Genomic DNA, 19,451 nt, shown 5'->3' with positions numbered 1-19,451 from the left:
CCCCCCGACCCGGCCTCCCCGCCGCCTGCACGCACGCGGCGGGCAGCCGACTAGACCCACCCGAGGGCCTTGACATGGGGACAGGTCGGGCGACCGGGGCCAAGACGTGTGGACGGGCGTCGCGCAGGACTGTCAGCCGCCCACGAGCACGCCCAGGAGCCTCGCCACCTCCCACTCCACCACCCGGCGGGCCGGACCGAGGTACTTGCGGGGATCCGCCACCTCCGGCGCCGCGTCCAGTCGTTCGCGGACGGTCCGGGTGAAGAGCTTGTTGAGGTGGGTGGAGATGTTCACCTTCGTCATTCCCGCCGCGACCGCCTTGGCGAGATCCGTGTCGCCGACTCCCGACGAACCGTGCAGGACCAGCGGCACGTCGATCGCCGCCCGTAGCCGGGAGATCAGCCCGAAGTCGAGGACGGCGTCGCGGGTGAGCATCGCGTGCGAGCTTCCGACGGCGACGGCCAGGGCGTCCACACCGGTCGCCGCGACGAACGCGCGCGCCTCGTCCGGATCGGTGCGCACGCCGGGCGCATGCGCACCGTCCTTGCCGCCGACCTCGCCGAGCTCGGCCTCCACCCATACCTGGGCCCGGTGGCAGTGGTCCGTGACGGCCCGTGTCGCCTCGACGTTCTCCGCGTAGGGCAGGGTGGAGGCGTCGAACATGACCGAGGTGAAGCCGAGTTCGACCGCCTCGTGGACCAGCGCGGTCGACTCCGCATGGTCGAGGTGCACCGCCACCGGCATGCTCGCCGCCCGTGCGAGGGCCAGGGACGCGAGCCCGATCGGCGCGAGCGAGCCGTGGTAGCGGGCGGTGTTCTCGCTGATCTGGAGCACGACGGGCAGACCGGCGCGTTCCGCGCCCGCCACGATGGCTTCTGCGTGCTCGATCTGCACGACGTTGAAGGCGCCGACACCAGAGGTGGCGGCGCGTGCGGGACCGACGATGTCGCCAGTGGACGTGAGGGGCATGGGTGTTCTCCACGAGGACGCTGGTCAGAAGACGCTGGTACGGAACTGGTCGAGGACCCCGGCCGCCACATCGCCGGCCATGGGGGACAGGGCCGCGGCGGCCGAGAGCGCCCTCGCCGCCCGCAGGGTCCGCGGCCAACACGGATCAACGGCGCTCAGCCCGGTGGCGGGGGCGGCCTGGTGGCACATGGGGCGGTGGGGCGAGTGCGGCGCGTGCGGCGCGTGCGGCGCGTGCGGCGAGAGCGGCGACGCAGGCGTCACCGGCGCCTACAGGGTTTCGAGGTCGGCCGAGTACACCGCCCGCCCGGCCTCCTCGTCGAGGTTGCCGGGCACCACCGTCCCCCGCCTGCCGGACCGTCAGCTGCCGGGCGTCGGCCTGGGATGCCGGCTCGCGCAGCGCGGCGGCGATCTCTTGCACGACCGCATCCGGACGGGCCCGGCGGGGCGTCGGGCTGTGCAGTGCGCCCGGCGGCGTCCGGTCGAGCAGCGACCCCTTCATGCCGGTGCCGCCCACGTCCAGCGCGACGACGCCGTCGCGCGGGCCGTGCGGATCAGGCATGGCTGCCCTCGAGGATCACGGACCGGGTCAGGTTGCGGGGCCGGTCGGGGTCGTAGCCGCGCGCCTCGGCGAGCAGCACGGCAAGCCGCTGCGTCCGTACGAGATCCGCCAGCGGGTCGAGAGCGCCGGCCGCGTCCCCGGACCCGGCGACGAACGTGCCGCCGACCCGCGCGACGTCGTCGGCCAGTCCGGCGGGTGCCGGGCCGAACAGCCACGCCACCCGCCCGGGACCGGTGATGCTGATCGGCCCGTGGCGGTACTCCATGGCCGGGTACGCCTCGGTCCACGCCCCGGCGGCCTCACGCATCTTGAGCCCGGCCTCCAGCGCGAGGCCGTAGGTCCAGCCGGTGCCGAGGAAGGTGAACTGTTCGGCCGCGCGCACCTGGGCGCTGATCGGTTCGGCAAGGGCGCGTTCGGCGTCCTCGACGGCCCTCGCCAGGGGCGGCACCCCGGCGGGCAGGGCGTCCTCCCCCTCGAGATGGGCGCGCAGCAGGGCGAGCACGGTCGTGGCGAACCGGGTCTGGACCACCGACTCCTCGTCGGCGTAGTCCAGGACGGCGACGGCGTCGGCGGCGTCCATCACGGGGGTGGCGGGGTCCGCCGTGAGGGCCGCGGTCGCGACGGTGCCCTTCGCCGCGGTGAGCAGGTCGAGGACCTCGGTGGTGGTGCCGGACCGGGTGATGGCGAGGACACGGTCGTAGGCGCGCCCGGCGGGGAACTCGGAGGCGGCGAAGGCGTCGGTCTCGCCGTGGCCGCCGGCCTCGCGGAGCCGGGCGTAGGCGAGGGACATGAACCAGGAGGTGCCGCAGCCGACGACGGCGACGCGCTCGCCGCGGCGGGGCAGGACGCCGCTCAGTGAGCCGACGGACTCGGCCGCTCGCCTCCAGTTGCCGGGTTGGGAGGCGATCTCGAATGAGGTACGGGAGGCGTCCTGGGCGCTCATGGGATGAACTCCTTGCTGAAGGCGATCAGTTGGCGGATGGAGGGCGCGGGCCCGCTACTTGACGGATCCGGCGGTCGGACCGGACTCCACTTTGCGCTCGATGACAGCGAACAGCACGACGACGGGCACGATGGCGATGACTGAGCCGGTGAAGTGATAGTTCCACTGCACGGGGTAATCGCCGATGAAGCTGTTGGCGCCGACGCTCCGGGGCCGGCTCCCACGATCGTCGACAGTGTCAGGCCCATGACGAACTCGTTCCACGCGGCGGTGAACAGGGATCCGTTGCGCTGAGGACAGTGCCGCACTGGTGCCACATCTGTCAAGAGTTGCTCATTTCTCGGCAGTTTCAAGCATAAGTGAGCGAAAAGGCTGAGGGATGGACGGTCGCCGGGTCACCGGCCCGCCCCCGTCAGCGGCGTCACCAGTACGATCAGGTGCAGCTCAGGGGCGGATTGCACAGGCGACAAGGAGTCCGACGATGTCCAAGCAAGAGCGCTGGAGCGCGCTGCTGGAGCTGCTGGCAGCCCAGGGACGCCTGGATGTCGAGGAGGCCGCGAGCGCGCTGGAGGTTTCCAGCGCGACCATCCGCAGAGACCTCGACGAGCTGGCGGAGCAGAAGATGCTCGTCCGCACCCGTGGCGGCGCGATCGCGCACGGGGTCTCCTACGAACTGCCGCTGCGCTACAAGTCCTCGCGGCACGCACCGGAGAAGCAGCGGATCGCCGCGGCGGCCGCCGACCTCATCGGCGACGGCGAGGTGGTGGGGCTCAACGGCGGGACGACCACGACCGAGGTCGCCCGGGTGCTCGCGCTGCGGGCGAGCGGAGGTCAGCGCGAGTCCACCGGCGCACCCTCGCCCGCCTTCACCGTGGTCACCAATGCGCTCAACATCGCGGGGGAGCTCGCGGTGCGTCCCCAGATCAAGATCGTGACCACCGGCGGGGTCGCCCGCCCGCAGACGTACGAGCTCGTCGGCCCGCTGACCATGGGCGTCCTCAACGAGGTCGTGCTGGACGCGGTCGTCCTCGGTGTCGACGGCGTGGACCCGCAGCTGGGGATCATGGCGCACCACGAGGACGAGGCCGGCGTCAGCAGGCTCTTCGCCGAGCGGGCGCACCGGGTGATCGTCGTGACCGACTCGTCCAAGCTGGGCAGGCGCGCCTTCGCCCGGATCTGCGGACTCGACCGCATCGACGTCCTCGTGACCGACGCCAGCATCTCCGCGGAGACCTCGGCCCGCCTGGTCGACGCGGGCGTCAAGGTCATCGCCGTCTGACACCGGCGGGGCCGCGCACCGGGGGCGCGCCCGCCCCGCGGGCGGCCGGCGCCCGTCAGCCGGCCGTCGTCCGTTCCTCGGCGGCATCGAGGGCATGGCGCACCGCGCCGTACGCCACCGCCTGCTCACCGAGCACCGACGCCTGCACGGTCACCGTCATCGAGGTGTGGAGCCGCACCTGCCTGTGGACCGGTCCGGGGAGCACTTCGCCCTCGCGGGAGACGCCGCCGATCACCACCCGGCCGGGCGCCAGCAGCAGGGCGGCAAGGCCCCGGGCGAGACGCGTCGCCACACGGTCCACCACTGCCACGGGCCGCTGCCTCGAAGAGCGGCGCGATGTCGTCCTCGTCGCGCCCGCGGGAGCACCCGCCTCCAGGGCGAGCCGGTGGATCGCCGCCGCGCCCACCAGGCGCTCGAACGGCCCTGTGCCGTCTGCCGGACGGGGGCCGGCCGGAGCGTCCGGGTCCAGGACCAGGTCGATGAACCCCAGCTCACCGGCAGCCGCTGAACTGCCCGGGGAGGGACTGCCGTTGATGATGACCCGGTGCCGATCCTGCGTGCCCGCTGGACGAACGCCAGGCTGCCGGACCCGTCTTCCTGTCCCGTGGCGGCCCGCGGTGCCCCGCCACTGTTCCCCGAGCACCGCGAAGTTGACGTCGTTCTCGATGGGCAACCGGGCAGTGCAGCCACTCCCGCAGCATCGACTCCCGGCGTCCGACCATCGCGACGGCCCGGGGCGGTGGCCTGTACGCGAGTGCTGCCCGGCCCTCGCGAACCCGCTTTCCGCGGCCGGCGGAGCCATGTGAACGAGGGTCCGAGCGGCGGCGAACACCAGGGCAACGAAACGGGGACGGCGCGGTGACCTGCGCCAAGTCGCTGTCGTGTTCACGTATTTCTCGGACACCGGTCACATCGGCGGCGGCCGGGGGTCATCAACCGGCACGAGGGTTCTGGCGGTTCACACCGAACAGCCAAGGAGGACCCCGTGGGCGTACATCCCCTATCCCGGCGGAAGTTGCTCGGCCTCGGCGGCGCAGGGGCCGCGGCGCTGATGCTGGGCACCGGCGAATGGAGCTCCGGCGCCGCGTTCGCCGCCCCCGCCCTGAACGGCAACCCCTTCACACTCGGCGTCGCCTCCGGCGACCCGCGGTCCGACGGCGTCGTGCTGTGGACCCGCCTGGCTCCCGATCCGTTCGCGCAGGACGGCATGGGCGGTATGCCCGCCACGCCGGTTCGTGTCCACTACCAGGTCGCCCACGACGAGCGCTTCCGCCGGGTCGTGCGCAGCGGAAGCGTCGTGGCCACCCCCGAACTGGCCCACTCCGTGCACCCCGAGATCGAGGGCCTGCGCCCCGACCGGGTCTACTACTACCGCTTCCGTGCGGGCTCCGAGACCTCACCGGTCGGCCGCACCAGGACCACCCCGCTGCCCTGGGCGAATCCGGCGGACCTGAAGTTCGCCTTCGCGTCCTGCCAGGCGTGGCAGGACGGCTACTACACCGCCTACCGGCACCTGGCGGACGAGGACCTCGACCTGGTCGTCCACCTCGGCGACTACCTCTACGAGTACGGCGTCAAGTCGAACAAGCGCGGGGTCACCACCGACCCGAAGTTCCACACCGAGACCGTCGACCTGGCCCGGTACCGGCTCCAGTACGGCCTCTACAAATCGGAGGCGCCGCTCCAGCAGGCCCACGCCCGCTTCCCGTGGATCATGACGTTCGACGACCACGAGGTGGAGAACAACTGGGCGGACGGCATTCCGGAGAAGGACCAGGACCCCGCGGCCTTCATGGAGCGCAGGGCCGCCGCCTTCCAGGCCCTCTACGAGCACGCACCGCTGCGCCGCCCCCAGTTGCCCGAGGGCCCCGACGTACAGATGTACCGCAGGCTCTCCTACGGGCGGCTCGCCGACTTCACCATGCTCGACACCCGGCAGTACCGTGACGACCAGGCATGCGGCGACGGCATCTCGGCCGACTGCGCCGACCGCTTCGCCCCCGACCGGACCCTGCTGGGGGCCGCGCAGCGCGACTGGGTCCTCAGGGGCTTCAGCCGTTCTCCCGCCCGCTGGCAGATACTCGGCAACCAGGCCCCGATGGGCCAGACCGACCACGACCCCGGCCCGGGCGCCAAAGTGTGGATGGACCCCTGGGACGGCTACGCCGCCGAGCGCAACCGGCTGCTCGCCGAGGCGGACTCGCGCGGCGTGCGCAACCTCGTCGTCATCACCGGCGACCGGCACCAGAACTACGCGTGGGACCTCAAGCGGGACTACGCGGACCCCGAATCGGCCACCGTGGGCAGCGAGTTCGTCGGCACGTCCGTCACCAGCGGCGGCGATGGCGCCGACATGACGGCGGAGGGACAGAACTTCCTGGCCGCGAACCCGCACATGAAGTTCTTCAACGGCCAGCGAGGCTATGTGCGGGTCCGCGTCGAGCGCAGGCGCTGGACGAGCGACTTCCGCGTCGTGCCGTACGTCACCAGGCCCGGCGCTCCCATCAGCACGCGCGTGAGCGTCGTGGTCGAGGACGGCGTGCCCGGCGTCCAGGTCTGACGGCTGACGGCTGACGGCTGACCGCCCCCGCCGCGCCGACCCGGACCGGGACGGCGCGGCGGGTGCCGCGGGCGGGGACGTCAGCCGGCCAGTGCCGCCGAGACGACCGCGCGCGCCTCCTCCTGCACACGGGCCAGGTGGTCCGGGCCCATGAACGACTCGGCGTACACCTTGTAGACGTCCTCCGTGCCCGAAGGGCGGGCCGCGAACCAGGCGTTGGCCGTGGTCACCTTGATGCCGCCGATCGCGGCGCCGTTGCCCGGCGCCGTGGTGAGCACGCCGGTGACCGGCTCCCCGGCGAGCGTGCCCGCCGTCACCTGCTCCGGGGACAGTCGGCTCAGCACCGCCTTCTCCTCCCGCGTGGCCGGGGCGTCGACACGTGCGTACGCCGGTTCCCCGAACCGGGCGGTGAGCGCCGCGTAGTGCTCGCTCGGCGTCCGGCCCGTCACCGCCAGGATCTCCGAGGCGAGCAGGGCGAGCACGATGCCGTCCTTGTCGGTGGTCCACACCGATCCGTCGCGGCGCAGGAACGAGGCGCCGGCGGACTCCTCCCCGCCGAAGCCCAGCGTGCCGTCCGCCAGCCCGTCCACGAACCACTTGAAGCCGACGGGCACTTCCACCAGCTCCCGGCCGAGATCCGCGGCCACCTTGTCGATCATCCCCGACGACACCAGCGTCTTGCCGACGGCCGCGCCCGCGGGCCACTGATCGCGGTGGCGGAAGAGATGGCCGATGGCGACCGCGAGATAGTGGTTGGGATTCATCAGCCCGCCGTCCGGCGTGACGATGCCGTGCCGGTCGGCGTCCGCGTCGTTCCCGGTGGCGATGGCGTAGCGGTCCCGGGCCTCGATCAGCGAGGCCATCGCATACGGCGACGAGCAGTCCATCCGGATCCTGCCGTCCCAGTCGAGCGTCATGAACCGCCAGGTGGGGTCGGTGTGCGGGTTCACCACGGTCAGGTCGAGCCGGTGCTCTTCGGCGATACGGCCCCAGTACGCAACCGACGCCCCGCCCAGCGGGTCCGCACCGATCCGGACGCCCGCGGAGCGCACCGCGTCCAGGTCGAGCACCGAGGGCAGGTCGCGCACGTACGAGCCCATGAAGTCGTACCGGCCCGTCGTCTCCGCGGCCAGGGCGCGCGCGTAGGGCAGCCGCCGCACATCCTTCAGCCCGCCGCCGATGATCTCGTTCGCCCGCTCCTGGATCCAGCCGGTCGCCTCCGACCCGGCCGGCCCGCCGTTCGGCGGGTTGTACTTGAACCCGCCGTCCGACGGTGGATTGTGCGAGGGCGTGACCACCACGCCGTCCGCCCGCCCGGCCGGACGGGAGCGGTTGTGGGCGAGGACGGCGTGCGACACGGCCGGCGTGGGCGTGTATCCGTCGGCCGAGTCGACGAGCACGCTCACGCCGTTGGCCGCGAGAACCTCGACGGCGGTCACCCGCGCGGGCTCGGACAGCGCATGGGTGTCCGCGCCCAGGAACAGGGGCCCGTCGATGCCCTGAAGCGACCGGTACTCGCAGATCGCCTGACTCGTCGCGGCGATGTGGTCCTCGTTGAAGGCCGTCGCCAGGGAGGACCCGCGATGACCCGACGTGCCGAAAGCGACACGCTGGGCCGGGTCGGCCGGATCGGGGTGCAGGGCGTAGTACGCGGTCACCAGCCGCGCCACGTCGATGAGGTCCTCCGGCCGCGCCTGCTGCCCCGCACGCTCGTTCGGCATCCGTCCACTCCTCCACCTCGTTCGGTGCGTTCAGTGTGGCGGCACGGGGCCGGGCGGCGCGAGACGGCCCCACCGGGCGGGTCGTGGCGGCCGAGCCGGAACTTCCCCGGGTGGGCAGGCGTTGCCATGGTGACGCGCGGAGACGCGCCGAGCACGGACCGGAACGACACGGGCAGAAGCCGAGGTGGCACGAGTGGCGATGTGGGATCGGATCAAGGACCAGGCCAAGGGTCTGCAGCAGCAGTCCCAGGGCGTGCGGGGCCCGGGCGGACACGGCAGGCCCGGTGGCTCCTCGGGTGGCTCCCGAGCCCAGTTGGTGACGACGCTGAAGTCGCAGCTCACCTCGTTGAAGGCCGAGTTGAAGAGCGGCGCCTACCGGGACGCCAGCATGGCGATGTGCGCGCTCGTGGCCGCGGCCGACGGGCATGTCGACCCGGCCGAGAGGCAGCACGTCGAATCACTGATCCTCAGCAACGACGTCCTGCAGAACTTCCCGGCGGAGCAGCTGCGGCAGCGGTTCACCAAGCACGTCGACCAGCTGGCCCTCAATTTCCAGCAGGGGAAGAGCGAGGCTCTGCAGGAGGTCGCCAAGGCCGCGAAGAAGCCGGCGGAGGCGCGCGCCGTGATCCAGACGGGTTTCGTCGTCGCGGGTGCGGACGGATACGTCGCACCGGCCGAGGAGCAGGTCCTGCGGGAGGCCTGCTCCGTGCTGGGGCTGTCACCCACCGAATTCGGACTGTGACCGGCCGGTGAGCAGTGTTTTGCCGCCGCCCCGGGCGGGGGCGGCGGCAAAACAGGTGGTCAGGTTTCGTCCCTGAGGGATCGCTCCGTGCCGCGTGCCCGCTCCTTGGTGTCCTCCATGGCCTTCTTGGCCTTGCCCTTCGCCTGGTCCGTGCGGCCCTCTGCCTTCAGGCGCTCGTCGCCCGTGGCCTTGCCCATCGCTTCCTTGGCCTTGCCCTTGAGCTTGTCCGCGCCTGAGCCCTTCGCCTTCGCCATGATGTGCTCCCGTGTGTCCGCGACCGCACATCCGCGGTCGAGTGAAACGACACCCTGCGGGTACCCCGTTTGTGGACGACATGCATGCGGAGCGGCAGGTCATGGCATGACCGGGCTCCGATCCGCCGTCCCGGGAGGCGATGTCCACCCGCGCGAGCCACGATGGAAGAAGGCGGTGGCTTTCATGAACAGTCCTGAGACGTATGAGCTCGTTTTCCAGGCGTCGGCCGTCGAGGACGACGTCGTCGTGGTCCGCCGCACCGAGCGGTCGGGAGCGGGCGGGTATCCCGTCTACGAGGACGACACCGGCATTGTGCGCGCGGAGATCAGCAACCGGGGCGAGGTGAGGATGCTGGCCAGCGGCGGACACCAGGCGCACCACTTCCCGGTGCTCGTCCGGGTCCCGAGCCCCGACCGGGCCGGGCCCCCGCCGCAGACCCCGTCCGACGGGCGGACCGGTCAGCCGACGGCTGCCTGACAGCCTCGGGTCGGCAGCGAAGAAGGCAGCGGGTGGGCGGCGCATGGCCGCCCACCTCGGGCGTCCGGGCCCGGGCCGGCGGCAGTCCGCCGGCCGTCACCCGGCCGAGGCGGCCCCCGCGGCACGGCGGCCCATCACGGGCTCGGCCACCAGGCGCGCCGCCCTGCACAGCGTCTGGCCGTGCCGGGTGAACAGGTCGTCGCGCGAGTCGAAACGGCCCAGGTCGGCGACGACATGGGCGGACAGGTCACAGGCCGCGGCGTCCGCCGGGCAGGCCGTGGCCCCGTCCCAGTCGATCGCCGTACGGGACAGGGCCTCGAACAGCGTCTCCGCACCGGCGTTGGTGAAGCCGCCGCCGGGACGGCTGCTCAACTCCGCGAGGCCGCCGAAGAGTTCCGAGACCGGCAGCCACCCTCCGTCCGGCCCGGCGGCCGGGTCGATCAGGAACTCCGGCCAGGCCAGCAGCACGTGGTCCGGGACGAGCCGCCGCATCCGCGGAAACCGCGGATACCACAGCGCCCCGTCCACGAGCAGGCCGCGGACCCGGGTGGCGACACCGCCCGCCCGCGCGACCGCCTCGAGGACGGCGAGCCGCTGGCTGCACGACCCGCGGCCGCGCCGGAGCACCTCCGACACGGGACGCTCGTCCTGCACCGAGTACACCGGCCGCACGGTCGCCGCGATCCTGCGGTGCGCCCGGCGCAGAGCCTCCATCCGCTGCCCGGCGGATGTGCCGGCGTTGTCGTGGGCCGTGACCCCCGCGGGCGCGGTGCCCAGGCTGCCGAGCAGTTCGCCTACGCGCGGATGGCGCCAGTCCAGGATCCGCGTCGGCTCCGTGCTCCCGTCCGCGGTCCTGTCGTCGGGCGCAGCGGTACGGACCCGGCCACGCGGCCGCAGTATCGAACTCGTCATGGCGGACATTGTGCCCCCCGCCGGTGCGGGCCCCGCAGCCGGTTACCGAAACGTACGCGACGCACTCACGGGCCGGGCGGCTCCACTCGGCTCAGCCATGCCGTGAGCAGTTTCTCCAACTGCGCTGCCTCCTGCGGCGTCAGTGCGTCGAGGAGTTCGCGCTCGTTGCGCATGTGGTCGGTGAAGGCCCGGTCGATCAGCTCGCGTCCGGCCGGGGTGAGCGCGACCACCCGGCCCCGGCCGTCGTCCTCGGCACGACGGCGCGTGACGAGGCCGTCCCGTTCCAGGCGGTCGATCCGCTTGGTCATCGCACCGGTCGTCACCATGGTGTGCGCCGCTAGCTCTCCCGGCGCCCGCTCGAACGGCGGACCGGCCCGCCGGAGGGCGGCGAGAACGTCGAAGTCGCCCTCGCCGAGTCCGTAACGCCGGTAGACCAGGCACAGTCGCTCGGTCAGGAGACCGCCGAGGCGGTGCAGCCGACCGATCACCCCCTGGGGGCCCACGTCGACGTCGGGCCGCTCGCGGGCCCATTCCGCCTGGATGCGGGCCACATGGTCCATGGGTTCCTGTGCCACCCGGCCATTGTAACTTCCATGGAAGGTACAATGCCTTCCATGGAAGGTAATGCGAGGTGGTCGGTGGTCACGGCCGTCGCCCCCGTGGCCTGGGGCACGACCTACTACGTCACCGACGCGTTCCTGCCCGCCGGCCACCCGCTGTACGGCTCCGCCTTCCGGGCGCTGCCCGCCGGACTGCTGCTCCTCGCCGTGTGCCGGACCCTGCCCCGGGGCTCCTGGTGGTGGAAGTCCCTCATCCTCGGCGTCCTCAACATGGGCGGGTTCTTCGCCCTCGTCTACATCGCCGCCCAGCGGCTGCCCACGAGCGTCGCCTCGGCGGTCATGGCCACCGCGCCGCTCGTCATGATGCTCATCGCCTGGGCCCTGGTCTCGGAGCGGCCGCCCGCCTGGCACCTCGCGGGAGCCGCGGTGGGGGTGTCCGGCGTCTGCCTCATGCTGCTCACCGGCACCGGGTCGCCGGACCCACTCGGCGTGGCCGCGTCCGGCGCCGCCATGGCCATGTCGTCGCTCGGCTACATCCTGGCCAAGAGGTGGAGCGCACAGGCCGGTGTGCTGGCGTCGACATCCTGGCAGCTCCTGGCCGGCGGCCTGCTGCTGCTTCCCCTCGCCGCCGCCGTGGAGGGGTCGCCGCCGGCGCTCGACGGCGCGGCCCTGCTCGGTTTCGGCTACGTCACCGTCGTCGCGACGGCGCTGGCGTTCGCCGCCTGGTTCGCCGGCCTGCGCCACCTGCCCGCGGCGACCGTCGGGCTGGTCGGGCTGCTCAACCCGGTGACGGGCGTCCTGCTGGGCACGGCGATCGCCGGGGAGATCCTCACCGGCCGGCAACTGGGCGGCCTCTTGCTGGTCCTGACCGGAGTCCTCCTCGGCCGGCCCGTCACCCGCAGCGGGGGAGCGGCGGAACCGGCAGGGTGGAACCGGATGCGGGACGCCTCACGTGGCGTCGGTGGGCAGCCGCGAAAGTGACCGCCCTCGCCGGAGCGCCTGCCGGGACGGATCCTGGAAGCAGGATCTCCGACAGGCCGGGAGCGTGCGCCATGACCAGGACGCTGGAGTGGAAGGTCAGGATCATTCTCTCCGAGGAGGACGGCACCACGAAGGCACAAGCGGTGCTGGACACCGGCACCACCAGGATTACCGGACACGGCACGGCCCACCGCAACCCGCAGGACGTGGACGTCCCCGAGATAGGCGACGAGCTGGCGGCCGCACGCGCGATGCACAGCCTCACACGGCAACTGATGAAGGCCGCGGACCGCGACCTCGAAGCAGTCGGCGCCGACAACGGCGACCCGCCGGACACCGGATACGGCTGGCCGTACACGACCCCGTGAGCGGGGGCGCGAGGGCCGCTGCGCCGCCCGCCGGGCGTGACGGCCGGGGCCCGCACGCTGAGGGCCCCGGCCCGCGAACCGCCGCGCCGCCGCTCACTCGTGCGCCACCACCGCCACCGGTGCCGTGCAGTGGTGCATCGCCGCATGCGCCACATGGCCGATGTGCGGGACCAGGGGAGCGCGGCGGACGTGGCGGCCGACCACCACCAGGCCCGCGTTCGCGGCCTCGTCGACCAGTGCCTGCGCACCGGCGCCCATCACCGGTCGTTCCACCACCTCCACCGACGGGTACTCCTGCCGCCAGGGCAGCAGTACCTCGCCCAGCGCCGCGGCCGTCTCGCGTGCGGCCTCGGCCCGGGCGTCGCCGGAGTGGGCGAACCCCAGCGGCAGCTTCCAGCCGTGCACGGCCCGAAGGGTGCATCCGCGCCGGGCCGCCTCGCCGAAGGCGAAGGCGAGCACCGGATCGGCCGGCCGGTGGAGGTCCACCCCGACCACGACATTCCTGTCCGGGCCGTGCCCGCCGTCGCGGCCGTGGGCCCGTACGACGACGACCGGCACCGTCGTCGCCGCGATGGTCGCCAGACCGATCGAGCCCATGAGCGCACCCATCACGGTCCCCAGCCCCCGTGAGCCGAGCACCAGCAGCTCCGCGTCGGCGGCCTCGACGGCGAGTGCGCCGGCCGGCCGCCCCGACGTCCGGCGCGTGGAGATCCGGAGCCCGGGGTGGGCGCGCCGCAGCTCGCCGACCGCGCTGTCCAGCAGCCTGTCCGCCCAGACGCGATGGTCGTCGCGGGTGACCGTGGGCATGGCCACGGCCACCGGCAGCGGCCACTCCTCCACATGCACCAGGAGCAGGTCCGCACCGCGCAGCGCGGCGTCCCGGGCCGCCCAGTGGGCCGCCGCGAGACTCTCTGGCGAGTTGTCCAGACCGACGGTCACATGCCCGGTCATGGTTGCTTCCTCCTTCGGATCGCTCCTGCGGCCACTTTCCAGCCTCCCGCTCCGGAGCGCTCGACGGCACCACCCGTGGACCAGCAATCGTGCGTACGAGCCCGGTCCGGTGCCGGACGCGCGGCCGGGCCCCGGGGACGCGTACGAGCCCGGTCCGTGCCGGACGCGCGGCCGGGCACGGGGGACGCCGTTCGGCGGGCGCCGGAGGGGGTACCCGGCGATCCTGATCACGTGGCTCCGGCGGCCCCGCCGCGCAGGGGCGGCCGGAGAGGGACCGGGAGGACCGCCATGACCGTGGACAAGGGCGCCGCGCGGCCGGGCCGCGGCACCGGTCCCGTCTGGCAGGACACCGAGGCCGTCGTCCTCGACACCGACGGCGTCATCACCGACTCGGCACGCGTCCACGCGGCCGCGTGGAAGACCGCCTTCGACGCCTGCCTGAAGGACCATCCACCGGACGACCCCCGCGACCGCCGGCCCTTCGACGTCCGTGACGACTATCTGCGCCATGTCGACGGCAGGTCCCGGATGGACGGGGCCGCCGCCTTCCTCGACTCCCGCGGGATCGGCCTGCCGCGCGGCAGCCCCGACGACCCGCCGGGCACCGGCACCGTGAGCGCAGTGGCCGCGTACAAGGAGCGGCTGTTCACCGAGAGCCTGCGGCAGCACGGCGTCGAGGCCTACCCGGGGACCGTACGGCTGCTGAAGGCGCTGCGGTCCCGGTCCGTGCCGCTCGCCGCCGTGTCGGCGTCCCGCCACGCCCGCGAACTGCTCACCGGCGCCGGTGTCCTGCCGTACTTCGACGTCCTGGTCGACGGACGCGAGGCCGCCCGGCTCGGGCTGCCCGGCAAACCGGACCCCGCCCTCTTCCTGGAGGCGGCGCGCAGAGTCGGCGTCCCACCCGGCCGGTGCGCCCTCGTCGAGGACGCGCTGGCGGGCGTGGCGGCGGGCCGGCGCGGCGGGTTCGCCCTGGTCGTCGGTGTCGACCGCACCGCCGGCCCCGGGACGGACACCGCGCTGCTGGACCACGGCGCCGACCTCGTCGTCCGCGACCTCGCCGAACTGCTCCCCGACGCTCCCGAGGACTGACGATGCCCGAGTGGATCTGGACGTACGACGGCTACACGCCCGGCCGTGAACGGCTGCGGGAAGCCCTCTGCACGCTCGGCAACGGCTATTTCGCCACCCGCGGCGCAGCCCCCGAGTGCACGGCCGACACCGTGCACTATCCCGGTACCTACGCGGCCGGCTGCTACAACCGGCTGACCTCCACCGTCGCCGGCCGCCAGGTCGTCAACGAGGACATGGTCAACCTGCCGAACTGGCTGCCGCTGCGTTTCCGGCTGCACAGCCCCCGCGGCGACGCGCCCTGGTTCCATCCCGACGGCCCCGCCCTGCGCGAACACCGTCAGCGACTCGATCTGCACGCCGGGACCCTGGAGCGCACCCTTCGGTACGCGACGGACGACGGACGGACACTGGCCGTGCGTCAAGTGCGGATGGTCCATATGGGAGACCCCCATCTCGCCGTACTGCGCACCGAGTTCACCGCCGAGGGGTGGGCCGGCGAGATCGAGGTCGAGACCGCACTCGACGGCTCCGTGACCAACAGCGGCGTGGCCCGCTACCGGCAGCTCAACGGCAACCACCTCGTGCACGTCAACGCCGGGGGCGGCGAGCAGGACGTGATGTGGCTGCGCTGCCGCACCGCCACCTCCGACATCCGCATCGGGATGGCGTGCCGCACCACCGCCGACGAGCCGGTGGATCCGCGCCGGGCGGACGCCGAGAGGCTGCGCAGTGCCCACGAACCCCTGCGCGCCGTGCAAGTCATGCGGCTGTGGCTCAAGCCCGGCCGCACCCGCACCGTCGACAAGACCGTCGCACTGCACACCTCCCGGGACGCCGCGATCAGCGACCCCCTGCACGCCGCTGTCGACCGCGTCGTCCGCGCCTCCGGCTTCGAGGCACTCCTGGAGTCCCACCGGACCGCCTGGCGGCAGCTGTGGGGCAGGGGTGAACTCGACGTGCCGGGGGAGGCCGGGCGCATCCTGCGCCTGCACCTCTTCCACGTCCTGCAGACCCTCTCGCCGCACACCGCCGACCTCGACATCGGCGTACCGGCCCGCGGACTGCACGGCGAGGCGTACCGGGGACACATCTTCTGGGACGAGCTGTTCGTCCTGCCCTATCTGAACCTGCACTTCCCTGAGGTCTCGCGGGCGCTGCTCATGTACCGGTACCGCCGCCTCGAACAGGCGATGCGGCTGGCCCGTGACGCCGGGCAGATCGGGGCCATGTACCCCTGGCAGAGCGGGAGCGACGGCCGCGAGGAGACGCAGCAGCTGCATCTCAACCCGCGCTCCGGCCGCTGGCTGCCCGACCACTCCCGGCTCCAGCACCATGTCGGCTCGGCCATCGCGTACAACGTCTGGGAGTACTGCGAGGCGAGCGGCGACGCCGAGTTCCTGCACACCAAGGGCGCGGAGATGCTGACGCAGATCGCCCGGTTCTGGGCCGGCTTCGCGGTGTACGACGAGGACATGGAGCGCTACCGCATCCGCGGGGTCGTCGGGCCGGATGAGTACCACGAGGCGTATCCGGGAGCCAGCGTTCCGGGCCTCGACGACAACGCGTACACCAACGTCACCGCTGCCTGGGTGCTCGCCCGCGCGCTCGACGTCGTCCGGGAACTGCCCGCACCCCGCCGCCGCGAACTGAGCGAGCGCACCCTGCTCGACGAGACGGAGATGGAGCACTGGGAGGAGGTGTCGCGACGGCTGTACGTGCCCTTCCACGACGGTGTCATCAGCCAGTTCCACGGCTACGGCAGCCTGGCGGAGCTGGACTGGGCCGCACTGCGCGCACGCCACGGCGACATCCGCCGCCTCGACCGTGTCCTGGAGGCCGAGGACGACACCGTCAACCGCTACAAGGCGTCCAAGCAGGCCGACGTCCTGATGCTCGGCTATCTGTTCTCACCGGCCGAGCTGCGCGGTGTCTTCCGGCGTCTCGGCTACGAACTGGACGACGGCACCTGGCACCGGACCGTCGACTACTACCTGGGGCGCACCAGCCACGGCTCCACCCTCAGCGGCCTGGTCCACGGCTGGGTGCTCGCCCGGGTGCGCCGGCACGACGCGTGGGAGTACTGCCGCGAGGCGCTGGAGGGCGACATCGCCGATCTGCACGGCGGCACCACCGAGGAGGGCGTGCACCTGGGCGCCATGGGGGGGACGCTCGACCTCGTACACCGCGGCCTGACGGGGATGGAGACCCGCGGCGGGGCGCTGTGGTTCGACCCCGTCCCCTCGCCCGAGTTCGCCGAATACGGATTCTCCATCCGCTACCACGGGCACTGGGGCGTCCGGGTGCGCGTGCGGCCGGGGGAGCTGGAGATCGGCGTACCGGAGTCGGACGCCTCCCCGATCGAGGTACGGGTCACCGACCGCACGGTCGCGGTGGAGCCGGGCACGTCGTGTGTGCTGCCGCTGCCGCCCGACTGACTCCGGCCGGGGGCCGGCCGCGGGGCAGCCGGCTCAGGTGCGGAACGCGTCGTCGTTCTCGTAGAAGAGACGGTCGACCACGTCCACGACGCCGTCGACGCTCTGGCACAGGCGTACGACCACCCGCACCAGGCTCTTGCGCTCAAGGGTCCCGCTGAGCGTCACCCGGCCTTCTTCGACCTCGACCGTGACGGCCGCCGGTGACACGCCCAGCGTGCCGGCGAGGACGTCCTCCACGATCTCCTCCTTGATGGCCCGGTCCCGGCGCAGGAACAGCTGGAGAAGGTCGCTGCGGCTCACCACGCCGATCAGCCGTCCGGAGCCGTCCACCACCGGAAGCCGCTTGATGTGCCGGTCCTCCATCACCCGGGCCGCCTGCACCGCGCTCCACTCGGGCTGCGCCACCACGGCGGGGCTGCTCATCAGCCCCTCGGCCGTGTCGGAGCCGGTACCGCTGGTGTGCCGGCGCAGCAGATCGGCCTCGGACACGACGCCGACGGGCCGCCCGTCGTCGTCGATCACGGGCACGGCCGTGATGCCGAACTCGTCGAGCAGCCGCGCGATCTCCTTGAACGTGGTGCCGCGCTGGACGAAGACCGCCTCGGGCGTCATCAGGTCGGCGACGAAGCGGTGTCTCATCGCGCACCGGTCCTCGGCATCATGGCTCCACCTCCACCTGCGTCCAGGCCGTCCACCACCAGTATTTCCGAGCACGGGCCACCGGTCGCGGCGGGCGCCGGTCGCGGCGGGGCGCAGCGCGGTCATGCCGCAGCGCGGTCACGCCGCCGTGCGCCCCCCGGCTCCCCTGACTACCGTGGGCGCCAGGCCCGAGCCGTACCGGAGCGCGAGCTGGGAAGGTGCCCACCATGCCCGAGAAACCGCAGACGGGAGCCCCGGCTCCGAGGGTGTCGAGGGGCGACATCGGCCGCCGGGTCGCCGCCCGCCGACAGCAGCTCGGCCTGTCCCGCGAGGACGTCGCGCTGCGGGCCGGATCCGCGCCGGGGTACATCGAGTATCTGGAGGAGCAGACCGCGACCCCGGGCATGGGGTTCCTGCTGCGGCTGGCCGACGCCCTGGAGACCACCGTCACCGCGCTCACGGGCGGCGGCCCGGACGCGCCACCCGGCTCGGGCCGCGCCGCGCACCGCCCCGAGCTGGTGGAGCTGGCCGAGGACGAGTGCTGGGCGCTGCTCGGCACACACGGGGTCGGCCGCATCGCCGTCGCGGGCCGCGAGGGGCCCGCCATCCTGCCGGTCAACTACCTCGTCGCCGAGGGGGAGGTGGCGTTCAGGACCTCCCCCGAAGCCGTGCCCGCTCAGGCGGCGGGTCAGGAGATCGCCTTCGAGGTGGACCACATCGACGAGGCGTTCAGCCGTGGCTGGAGCGTGCTGATCGTCGGCCGGGCCCGGTCGGTCACGGACGAGGACGCCGTACGCGAGCTGGAGCACCAGGCCTACAGCGCGCCGTGGGCCGGGGGTGAACGGGACCTGTGGATCGCCCTGGCGCCGGAACGGGTCACCGGCCGCCGCATCCTGGTGCGCGGGGCGCCCGCACCATGGGACTTCCGCTGACCGGAGCTGCGGCACCGGCCGCACCGTGGGACTTCCGCTGACCGGAGCTGCGGCACCGGCCGCACCGTGGGACTTCCGCTGCCCCGGGCCGCGCGCGTGGGGTCGTTACGCGAGCAGCCGCAGCACCGCCGCTTCCACCGGCTGCTGGGTGGCGAGCACCCCGGGCCGGCCGTCCCGGCCCAGGTCCCCGAGCATCGGCGCGATCATGACGCCCTCGTCGAAGAGCTCGAACAACCGCGGGTTGATGTACGAGGCACGGCACGCGGCCGGTGTGTTGCCGAGGTGGTCGGCCGCCTCCCGCACCGCACGGGAGGCGGCGCGCCGCCGGGGCGGCCTCCGACGTACCGACGACCGGAGCGGACACGGCCAGTGCGACGGCAGCGAGGACCGTGGCAGGCCAGCTCCGTCCTCCGGGGCCGTTCCGGTACGCGGCTGCCCACGGAGCCGGATTCACCCGAGGAGGGCGCTGGTTCACCGGACGGGACCAGGTCCACCGCCGAGGCGCCGGTTCACCTGCGAGCACCGGATGCAGACTTTGCCGAACCCGTACTCCGGCGCCCCGCGAGTGGCCGTGAGGGCTGTCAACTCTGCGCTGCGGCTCGGAGTTGACGTGAATCAGGTCGCGAAATGTGGAGCTGATCACTACGGTGTGACGCCTACGCGAGTTCGGACCCACAGCATGATGGCTGTCACGGAGTTGCCATGCCCCCGCGGATGAAGCCAACGGCGATAACACTCGACTGCGCCGATCCCGAGGCTCTGGCCGCGTTCTATCGGCAAGCCACCGGACTTGAGCTGCACCCCAGATCCAACGGTGACTTCGCCGGCCTCATCCGCGAAAACGGGCTCTCCATCGGCTTCCAGCGGGTCGATGACTACCAGGCCCCGCGCTGGCCCGGCCAAAAAGTGCCGCAACAAGTTCACCTCGACTTCGAGGTGGATGACCTCGACGAGGCCGAGGCCCTGCTACTGGAGTTGGGGGCAACCAAGCCGGAGCACCAACCGGGCGGGGACGGGTGGCGGGTCTTCACCGACCCGGCCGGGCATCCCTTCTGCCTGACCAGAAGCTGACGCCGACAAGACGTCTCGCAGTCGCG

Annotated in this window: 20 protein-coding genes and 1 pseudogene; 10 read left to right on the top strand and 11 right to left on the bottom strand. The window is 72.7% G+C overall.

What is annotated here, in order from left to right:
* Positions 1-132: 132 nt before the first annotated feature.
* The 3 genes from J7E88_RS27680 to J7E88_RS27670 form a co-directional block, all read right to left on the bottom strand.
* Positions 133-969: a class II fructose-bisphosphate aldolase gene (locus J7E88_RS27680; protein ID WP_215185810.1), complete on the bottom strand. Its 837-nt coding sequence runs from the start codon at positions 967-969 to the stop codon at positions 133-135.
* A gap of 145 nt (positions 970-1,114) precedes the next feature.
* A complete protein-coding gene (locus J7E88_RS27675) occupies positions 1,115-1,528 on the bottom strand; it encodes a hypothetical protein (protein ID WP_215185808.1) in 414 nt (137 codons plus the stop codon).
* Positions 1,521-2,471, bottom strand: coding sequence for an SIS domain-containing protein (locus tag J7E88_RS27670; RefSeq protein ID WP_215185806.1), 951 nt, complete (start codon positions 2,469-2,471; stop codon positions 1,521-1,523). Before J7E88_RS27670 ends, J7E88_RS27675 begins: the two co-directional genes overlap by 8 nt.
* Positions 2,472-2,952: 481 nt before the next feature.
* Between J7E88_RS27670 and J7E88_RS27660 the strand changes: the two genes are divergently transcribed.
* Entirely contained in the window at positions 2,953-3,750 is a 798-nt protein-coding gene (locus J7E88_RS27660; protein WP_215185804.1) for a DeoR/GlpR family DNA-binding transcription regulator, read from the top strand.
* Positions 3,751-3,805: 55 nt separating this feature from the next.
* Here J7E88_RS27660 and J7E88_RS27655 read toward each other — a convergent pair whose 3' ends face one another.
* Positions 3,806-4,423: an ROK family protein gene (locus J7E88_RS27655; protein WP_215185802.1), complete on the bottom strand. Its 618-nt coding sequence runs from the start codon at positions 4,421-4,423 to the stop codon at positions 3,806-3,808.
* Between the two features lie 378 nt (positions 4,424-4,801).
* Between J7E88_RS27655 and J7E88_RS27650 the strand changes: the two genes are divergently transcribed.
* Positions 4,802-6,310, top strand: a complete 1,509-nt coding sequence (locus tag J7E88_RS27650) for an alkaline phosphatase D family protein (protein WP_251023311.1) — start codon at positions 4,802-4,804, stop codon at positions 6,308-6,310.
* Between the two features lie 80 nt (positions 6,311-6,390).
* Here J7E88_RS27650 and pgm read toward each other — a convergent pair whose 3' ends face one another.
* Positions 6,391-8,031 (bottom strand): phosphoglucomutase (alpha-D-glucose-1,6-bisphosphate-dependent), encoded by a 1,641-nt coding sequence (pgm, locus tag J7E88_RS27645; RefSeq protein ID WP_215185798.1) that lies wholly within the window; start codon positions 8,029-8,031, stop codon positions 6,391-6,393.
* A 193-nt stretch (positions 8,032-8,224) separates the two neighbouring features.
* Between pgm and J7E88_RS27640 the strand changes: the two genes are divergently transcribed.
* Entirely contained in the window at positions 8,225-8,773 is a 549-nt protein-coding gene (locus J7E88_RS27640) for a tellurite resistance TerB family protein (protein ID WP_215185796.1), read from the top strand.
* A 59-nt stretch (positions 8,774-8,832) separates the two neighbouring features.
* Here J7E88_RS27640 and J7E88_RS27635 read toward each other — a convergent pair whose 3' ends face one another.
* Complete coding sequence (locus tag J7E88_RS27635; protein WP_215185794.1) at positions 8,833-9,027, bottom strand: CsbD family protein; 195 nt, start codon at positions 9,025-9,027, stop codon at positions 8,833-8,835.
* A gap of 184 nt (positions 9,028-9,211) precedes the next feature.
* Here J7E88_RS27635 and J7E88_RS27630 point away from each other — a divergent pair, with 184 nt between their 5' ends.
* Entirely contained in the window at positions 9,212-9,505 is a 294-nt protein-coding gene (locus J7E88_RS27630) for a DUF6296 family protein (RefSeq protein WP_251023298.1), read from the top strand.
* 96 nt (positions 9,506-9,601) lie between these two features.
* On the opposite strand, the gene J7E88_RS27625 is transcribed toward J7E88_RS27630, so the two are convergent.
* Together J7E88_RS27625 and J7E88_RS27620 are read right to left on the bottom strand one after the other, a co-directional pair.
* Positions 9,602-10,417, bottom strand: a complete 816-nt coding sequence (locus tag J7E88_RS27625; protein WP_215185792.1) for a transglutaminase domain-containing protein — start codon at positions 10,415-10,417, stop codon at positions 9,602-9,604.
* Positions 10,418-10,482: 65 nt separating this feature from the next.
* Positions 10,483-10,977, bottom strand: coding sequence for a MarR family winged helix-turn-helix transcriptional regulator (locus tag J7E88_RS27620; RefSeq protein ID WP_215185820.1), 495 nt, complete (start codon positions 10,975-10,977; stop codon positions 10,483-10,485).
* Between the two features lie 54 nt (positions 10,978-11,031).
* Here J7E88_RS27620 and J7E88_RS27615 point away from each other — a divergent pair, with 54 nt between their 5' ends.
* Positions 11,032-11,958, top strand: a complete 927-nt coding sequence (locus tag J7E88_RS27615) for an EamA family transporter (RefSeq protein ID WP_215185790.1) — start codon at positions 11,032-11,034, stop codon at positions 11,956-11,958.
* Between the two features lie 71 nt (positions 11,959-12,029).
* Complete coding sequence (locus tag J7E88_RS27610; protein ID WP_215185788.1) at positions 12,030-12,326, top strand: DUF1876 domain-containing protein; 297 nt, start codon at positions 12,030-12,032, stop codon at positions 12,324-12,326.
* A 93-nt stretch (positions 12,327-12,419) separates the two neighbouring features.
* Here J7E88_RS27610 and J7E88_RS27605 read toward each other — a convergent pair whose 3' ends face one another.
* Positions 12,420-13,277, bottom strand: a complete 858-nt coding sequence (locus J7E88_RS27605; protein WP_215185786.1) for a universal stress protein — start codon at positions 13,275-13,277, stop codon at positions 12,420-12,422.
* A 288-nt stretch (positions 13,278-13,565) separates the two neighbouring features.
* Here J7E88_RS27605 and J7E88_RS27600 point away from each other — a divergent pair, with 288 nt between their 5' ends.
* The gene (locus tag J7E88_RS27600; RefSeq protein ID WP_215185784.1) at positions 13,566-14,366 is read left to right on the top strand and encodes an HAD family phosphatase; all 801 of its coding nucleotides are present in this window, start codon (positions 13,566-13,568) and stop codon (positions 14,364-14,366) included.
* A 2-nt stretch (positions 14,367-14,368) separates the two neighbouring features.
* Positions 14,369-16,783 (top strand): glycoside hydrolase family 65 protein, encoded by a 2,415-nt coding sequence (locus tag J7E88_RS27595; protein WP_215185781.1) that lies wholly within the window; start codon positions 14,369-14,371, stop codon positions 16,781-16,783.
* A gap of 33 nt (positions 16,784-16,816) precedes the next feature.
* Here J7E88_RS27595 and J7E88_RS27590 read toward each other — a convergent pair whose 3' ends face one another.
* Positions 16,817-17,422, bottom strand: a complete 606-nt coding sequence (locus tag J7E88_RS27590; RefSeq protein WP_215185779.1) for a CBS domain-containing protein — start codon at positions 17,420-17,422, stop codon at positions 16,817-16,819.
* Positions 17,423-17,649: 227 nt separating this feature from the next.
* On the opposite strand from J7E88_RS27590, the gene J7E88_RS27585 reads away from it, so the two are divergent.
* A complete protein-coding gene (locus J7E88_RS27585) occupies positions 17,650-18,354 on the top strand; it encodes a pyridoxamine 5'-phosphate oxidase family protein (protein WP_215185777.1) in 705 nt (234 codons plus the stop codon).
* A 105-nt stretch (positions 18,355-18,459) separates the two neighbouring features.
* Here the strand turns inward: J7E88_RS27585 and J7E88_RS27580 are convergent.
* Positions 18,460-18,760, bottom strand: a pseudogene (locus tag J7E88_RS27580) (DNA topoisomerase IB); the annotation flags it as partial.
* 296 nt (positions 18,761-19,056) lie between these two features.
* Between J7E88_RS27580 and J7E88_RS27575 the strand changes: the two are divergent.
* On the top strand, positions 19,057-19,425 hold the full coding sequence (locus J7E88_RS27575) for a VOC family protein (RefSeq protein WP_215185773.1): 369 nt from the start codon (positions 19,057-19,059) through the stop codon (positions 19,423-19,425).
* The last annotated feature ends 26 nt before the right edge of the window (positions 19,426-19,451 follow it).

The sequence above is a fragment of the Streptomyces sp. ISL-10 genome (genome assembly GCF_018614575.1).
GTDB lineage: Bacteria > Actinomycetota > Actinomycetes > Streptomycetales > Streptomycetaceae > Streptomyces.
The sequence above is the reverse complement of the archived record's forward strand: the minus strand, read 5'-3'. Positions and strand labels throughout refer to the sequence as shown.

What these genes read in the sequence shown, in the direction of transcription:
- J7E88_RS27680 (WP_215185810.1), bottom strand. Translation starts at nt 969, where the DNA reads ATGCCCCTCACGTCCACTGGCGACATCGTCGGTCCCGCACGCGCCGCC.
- J7E88_RS27675 (WP_215185808.1), bottom strand. Translation starts at nt 1,528, where the DNA reads ATGCCTGATCCGCACGGCCCGCGCGACGGCGTCGTCGCGCTGGACGTG.
- J7E88_RS27670 (WP_215185806.1), bottom strand. Translation starts at nt 2,471, where the DNA reads ATGAGCGCCCAGGACGCCTCCCGTACCTCATTCGAGATCGCCTCCCAA.
- J7E88_RS27660 (WP_215185804.1), top strand. Translation starts at nt 2,953, where the DNA reads ATGTCCAAGCAAGAGCGCTGGAGCGCGCTGCTGGAGCTGCTGGCAGCC.
- J7E88_RS27650 (WP_251023311.1), top strand. Translation starts at nt 4,802, where the DNA reads ATGCTGGGCACCGGCGAATGGAGCTCCGGCGCCGCGTTCGCCGCCCCC.
- pgm (WP_215185798.1), bottom strand. Translation starts at nt 8,031, where the DNA reads ATGCCGAACGAGCGTGCGGGGCAGCAGGCGCGGCCGGAGGACCTCATC.
- J7E88_RS27635 (WP_215185794.1), bottom strand. Translation starts at nt 9,027, where the DNA reads ATGGCGAAGGCGAAGGGCTCAGGCGCGGACAAGCTCAAGGGCAAGGCC.
- J7E88_RS27630 (WP_251023298.1), top strand. Translation starts at nt 9,212, where the DNA reads ATGAACAGTCCTGAGACGTATGAGCTCGTTTTCCAGGCGTCGGCCGTC.
- J7E88_RS27625 (WP_215185792.1), bottom strand. Translation starts at nt 10,417, where the DNA reads ATGACGAGTTCGATACTGCGGCCGCGTGGCCGGGTCCGTACCGCTGCG.
- J7E88_RS27620 (WP_215185820.1), bottom strand. Translation starts at nt 10,977, where the DNA reads ATGGACCATGTGGCCCGCATCCAGGCGGAATGGGCCCGCGAGCGGCCC.
- J7E88_RS27615 (WP_215185790.1), top strand. Translation starts at nt 11,032, where the DNA reads ATGGAAGGTAATGCGAGGTGGTCGGTGGTCACGGCCGTCGCCCCCGTG.
- J7E88_RS27610 (WP_215185788.1), top strand. Translation starts at nt 12,030, where the DNA reads ATGACCAGGACGCTGGAGTGGAAGGTCAGGATCATTCTCTCCGAGGAG.
- J7E88_RS27605 (WP_215185786.1), bottom strand. Translation starts at nt 13,277, where the DNA reads ATGACCGGGCATGTGACCGTCGGTCTGGACAACTCGCCAGAGAGTCTC.
- J7E88_RS27600 (WP_215185784.1), top strand. Translation starts at nt 13,566, where the DNA reads ATGACCGTGGACAAGGGCGCCGCGCGGCCGGGCCGCGGCACCGGTCCC.
- J7E88_RS27595 (WP_215185781.1), top strand. Translation starts at nt 14,369, where the DNA reads ATGCCCGAGTGGATCTGGACGTACGACGGCTACACGCCCGGCCGTGAA.
- J7E88_RS27590 (WP_215185779.1), bottom strand. Translation starts at nt 17,422, where the DNA reads ATGAGACACCGCTTCGTCGCCGACCTGATGACGCCCGAGGCGGTCTTC.
- J7E88_RS27585 (WP_215185777.1), top strand. Translation starts at nt 17,650, where the DNA reads ATGCCCGAGAAACCGCAGACGGGAGCCCCGGCTCCGAGGGTGTCGAGG.
- J7E88_RS27575 (WP_215185773.1), top strand. Translation starts at nt 19,057, where the DNA reads ATGCCCCCGCGGATGAAGCCAACGGCGATAACACTCGACTGCGCCGAT.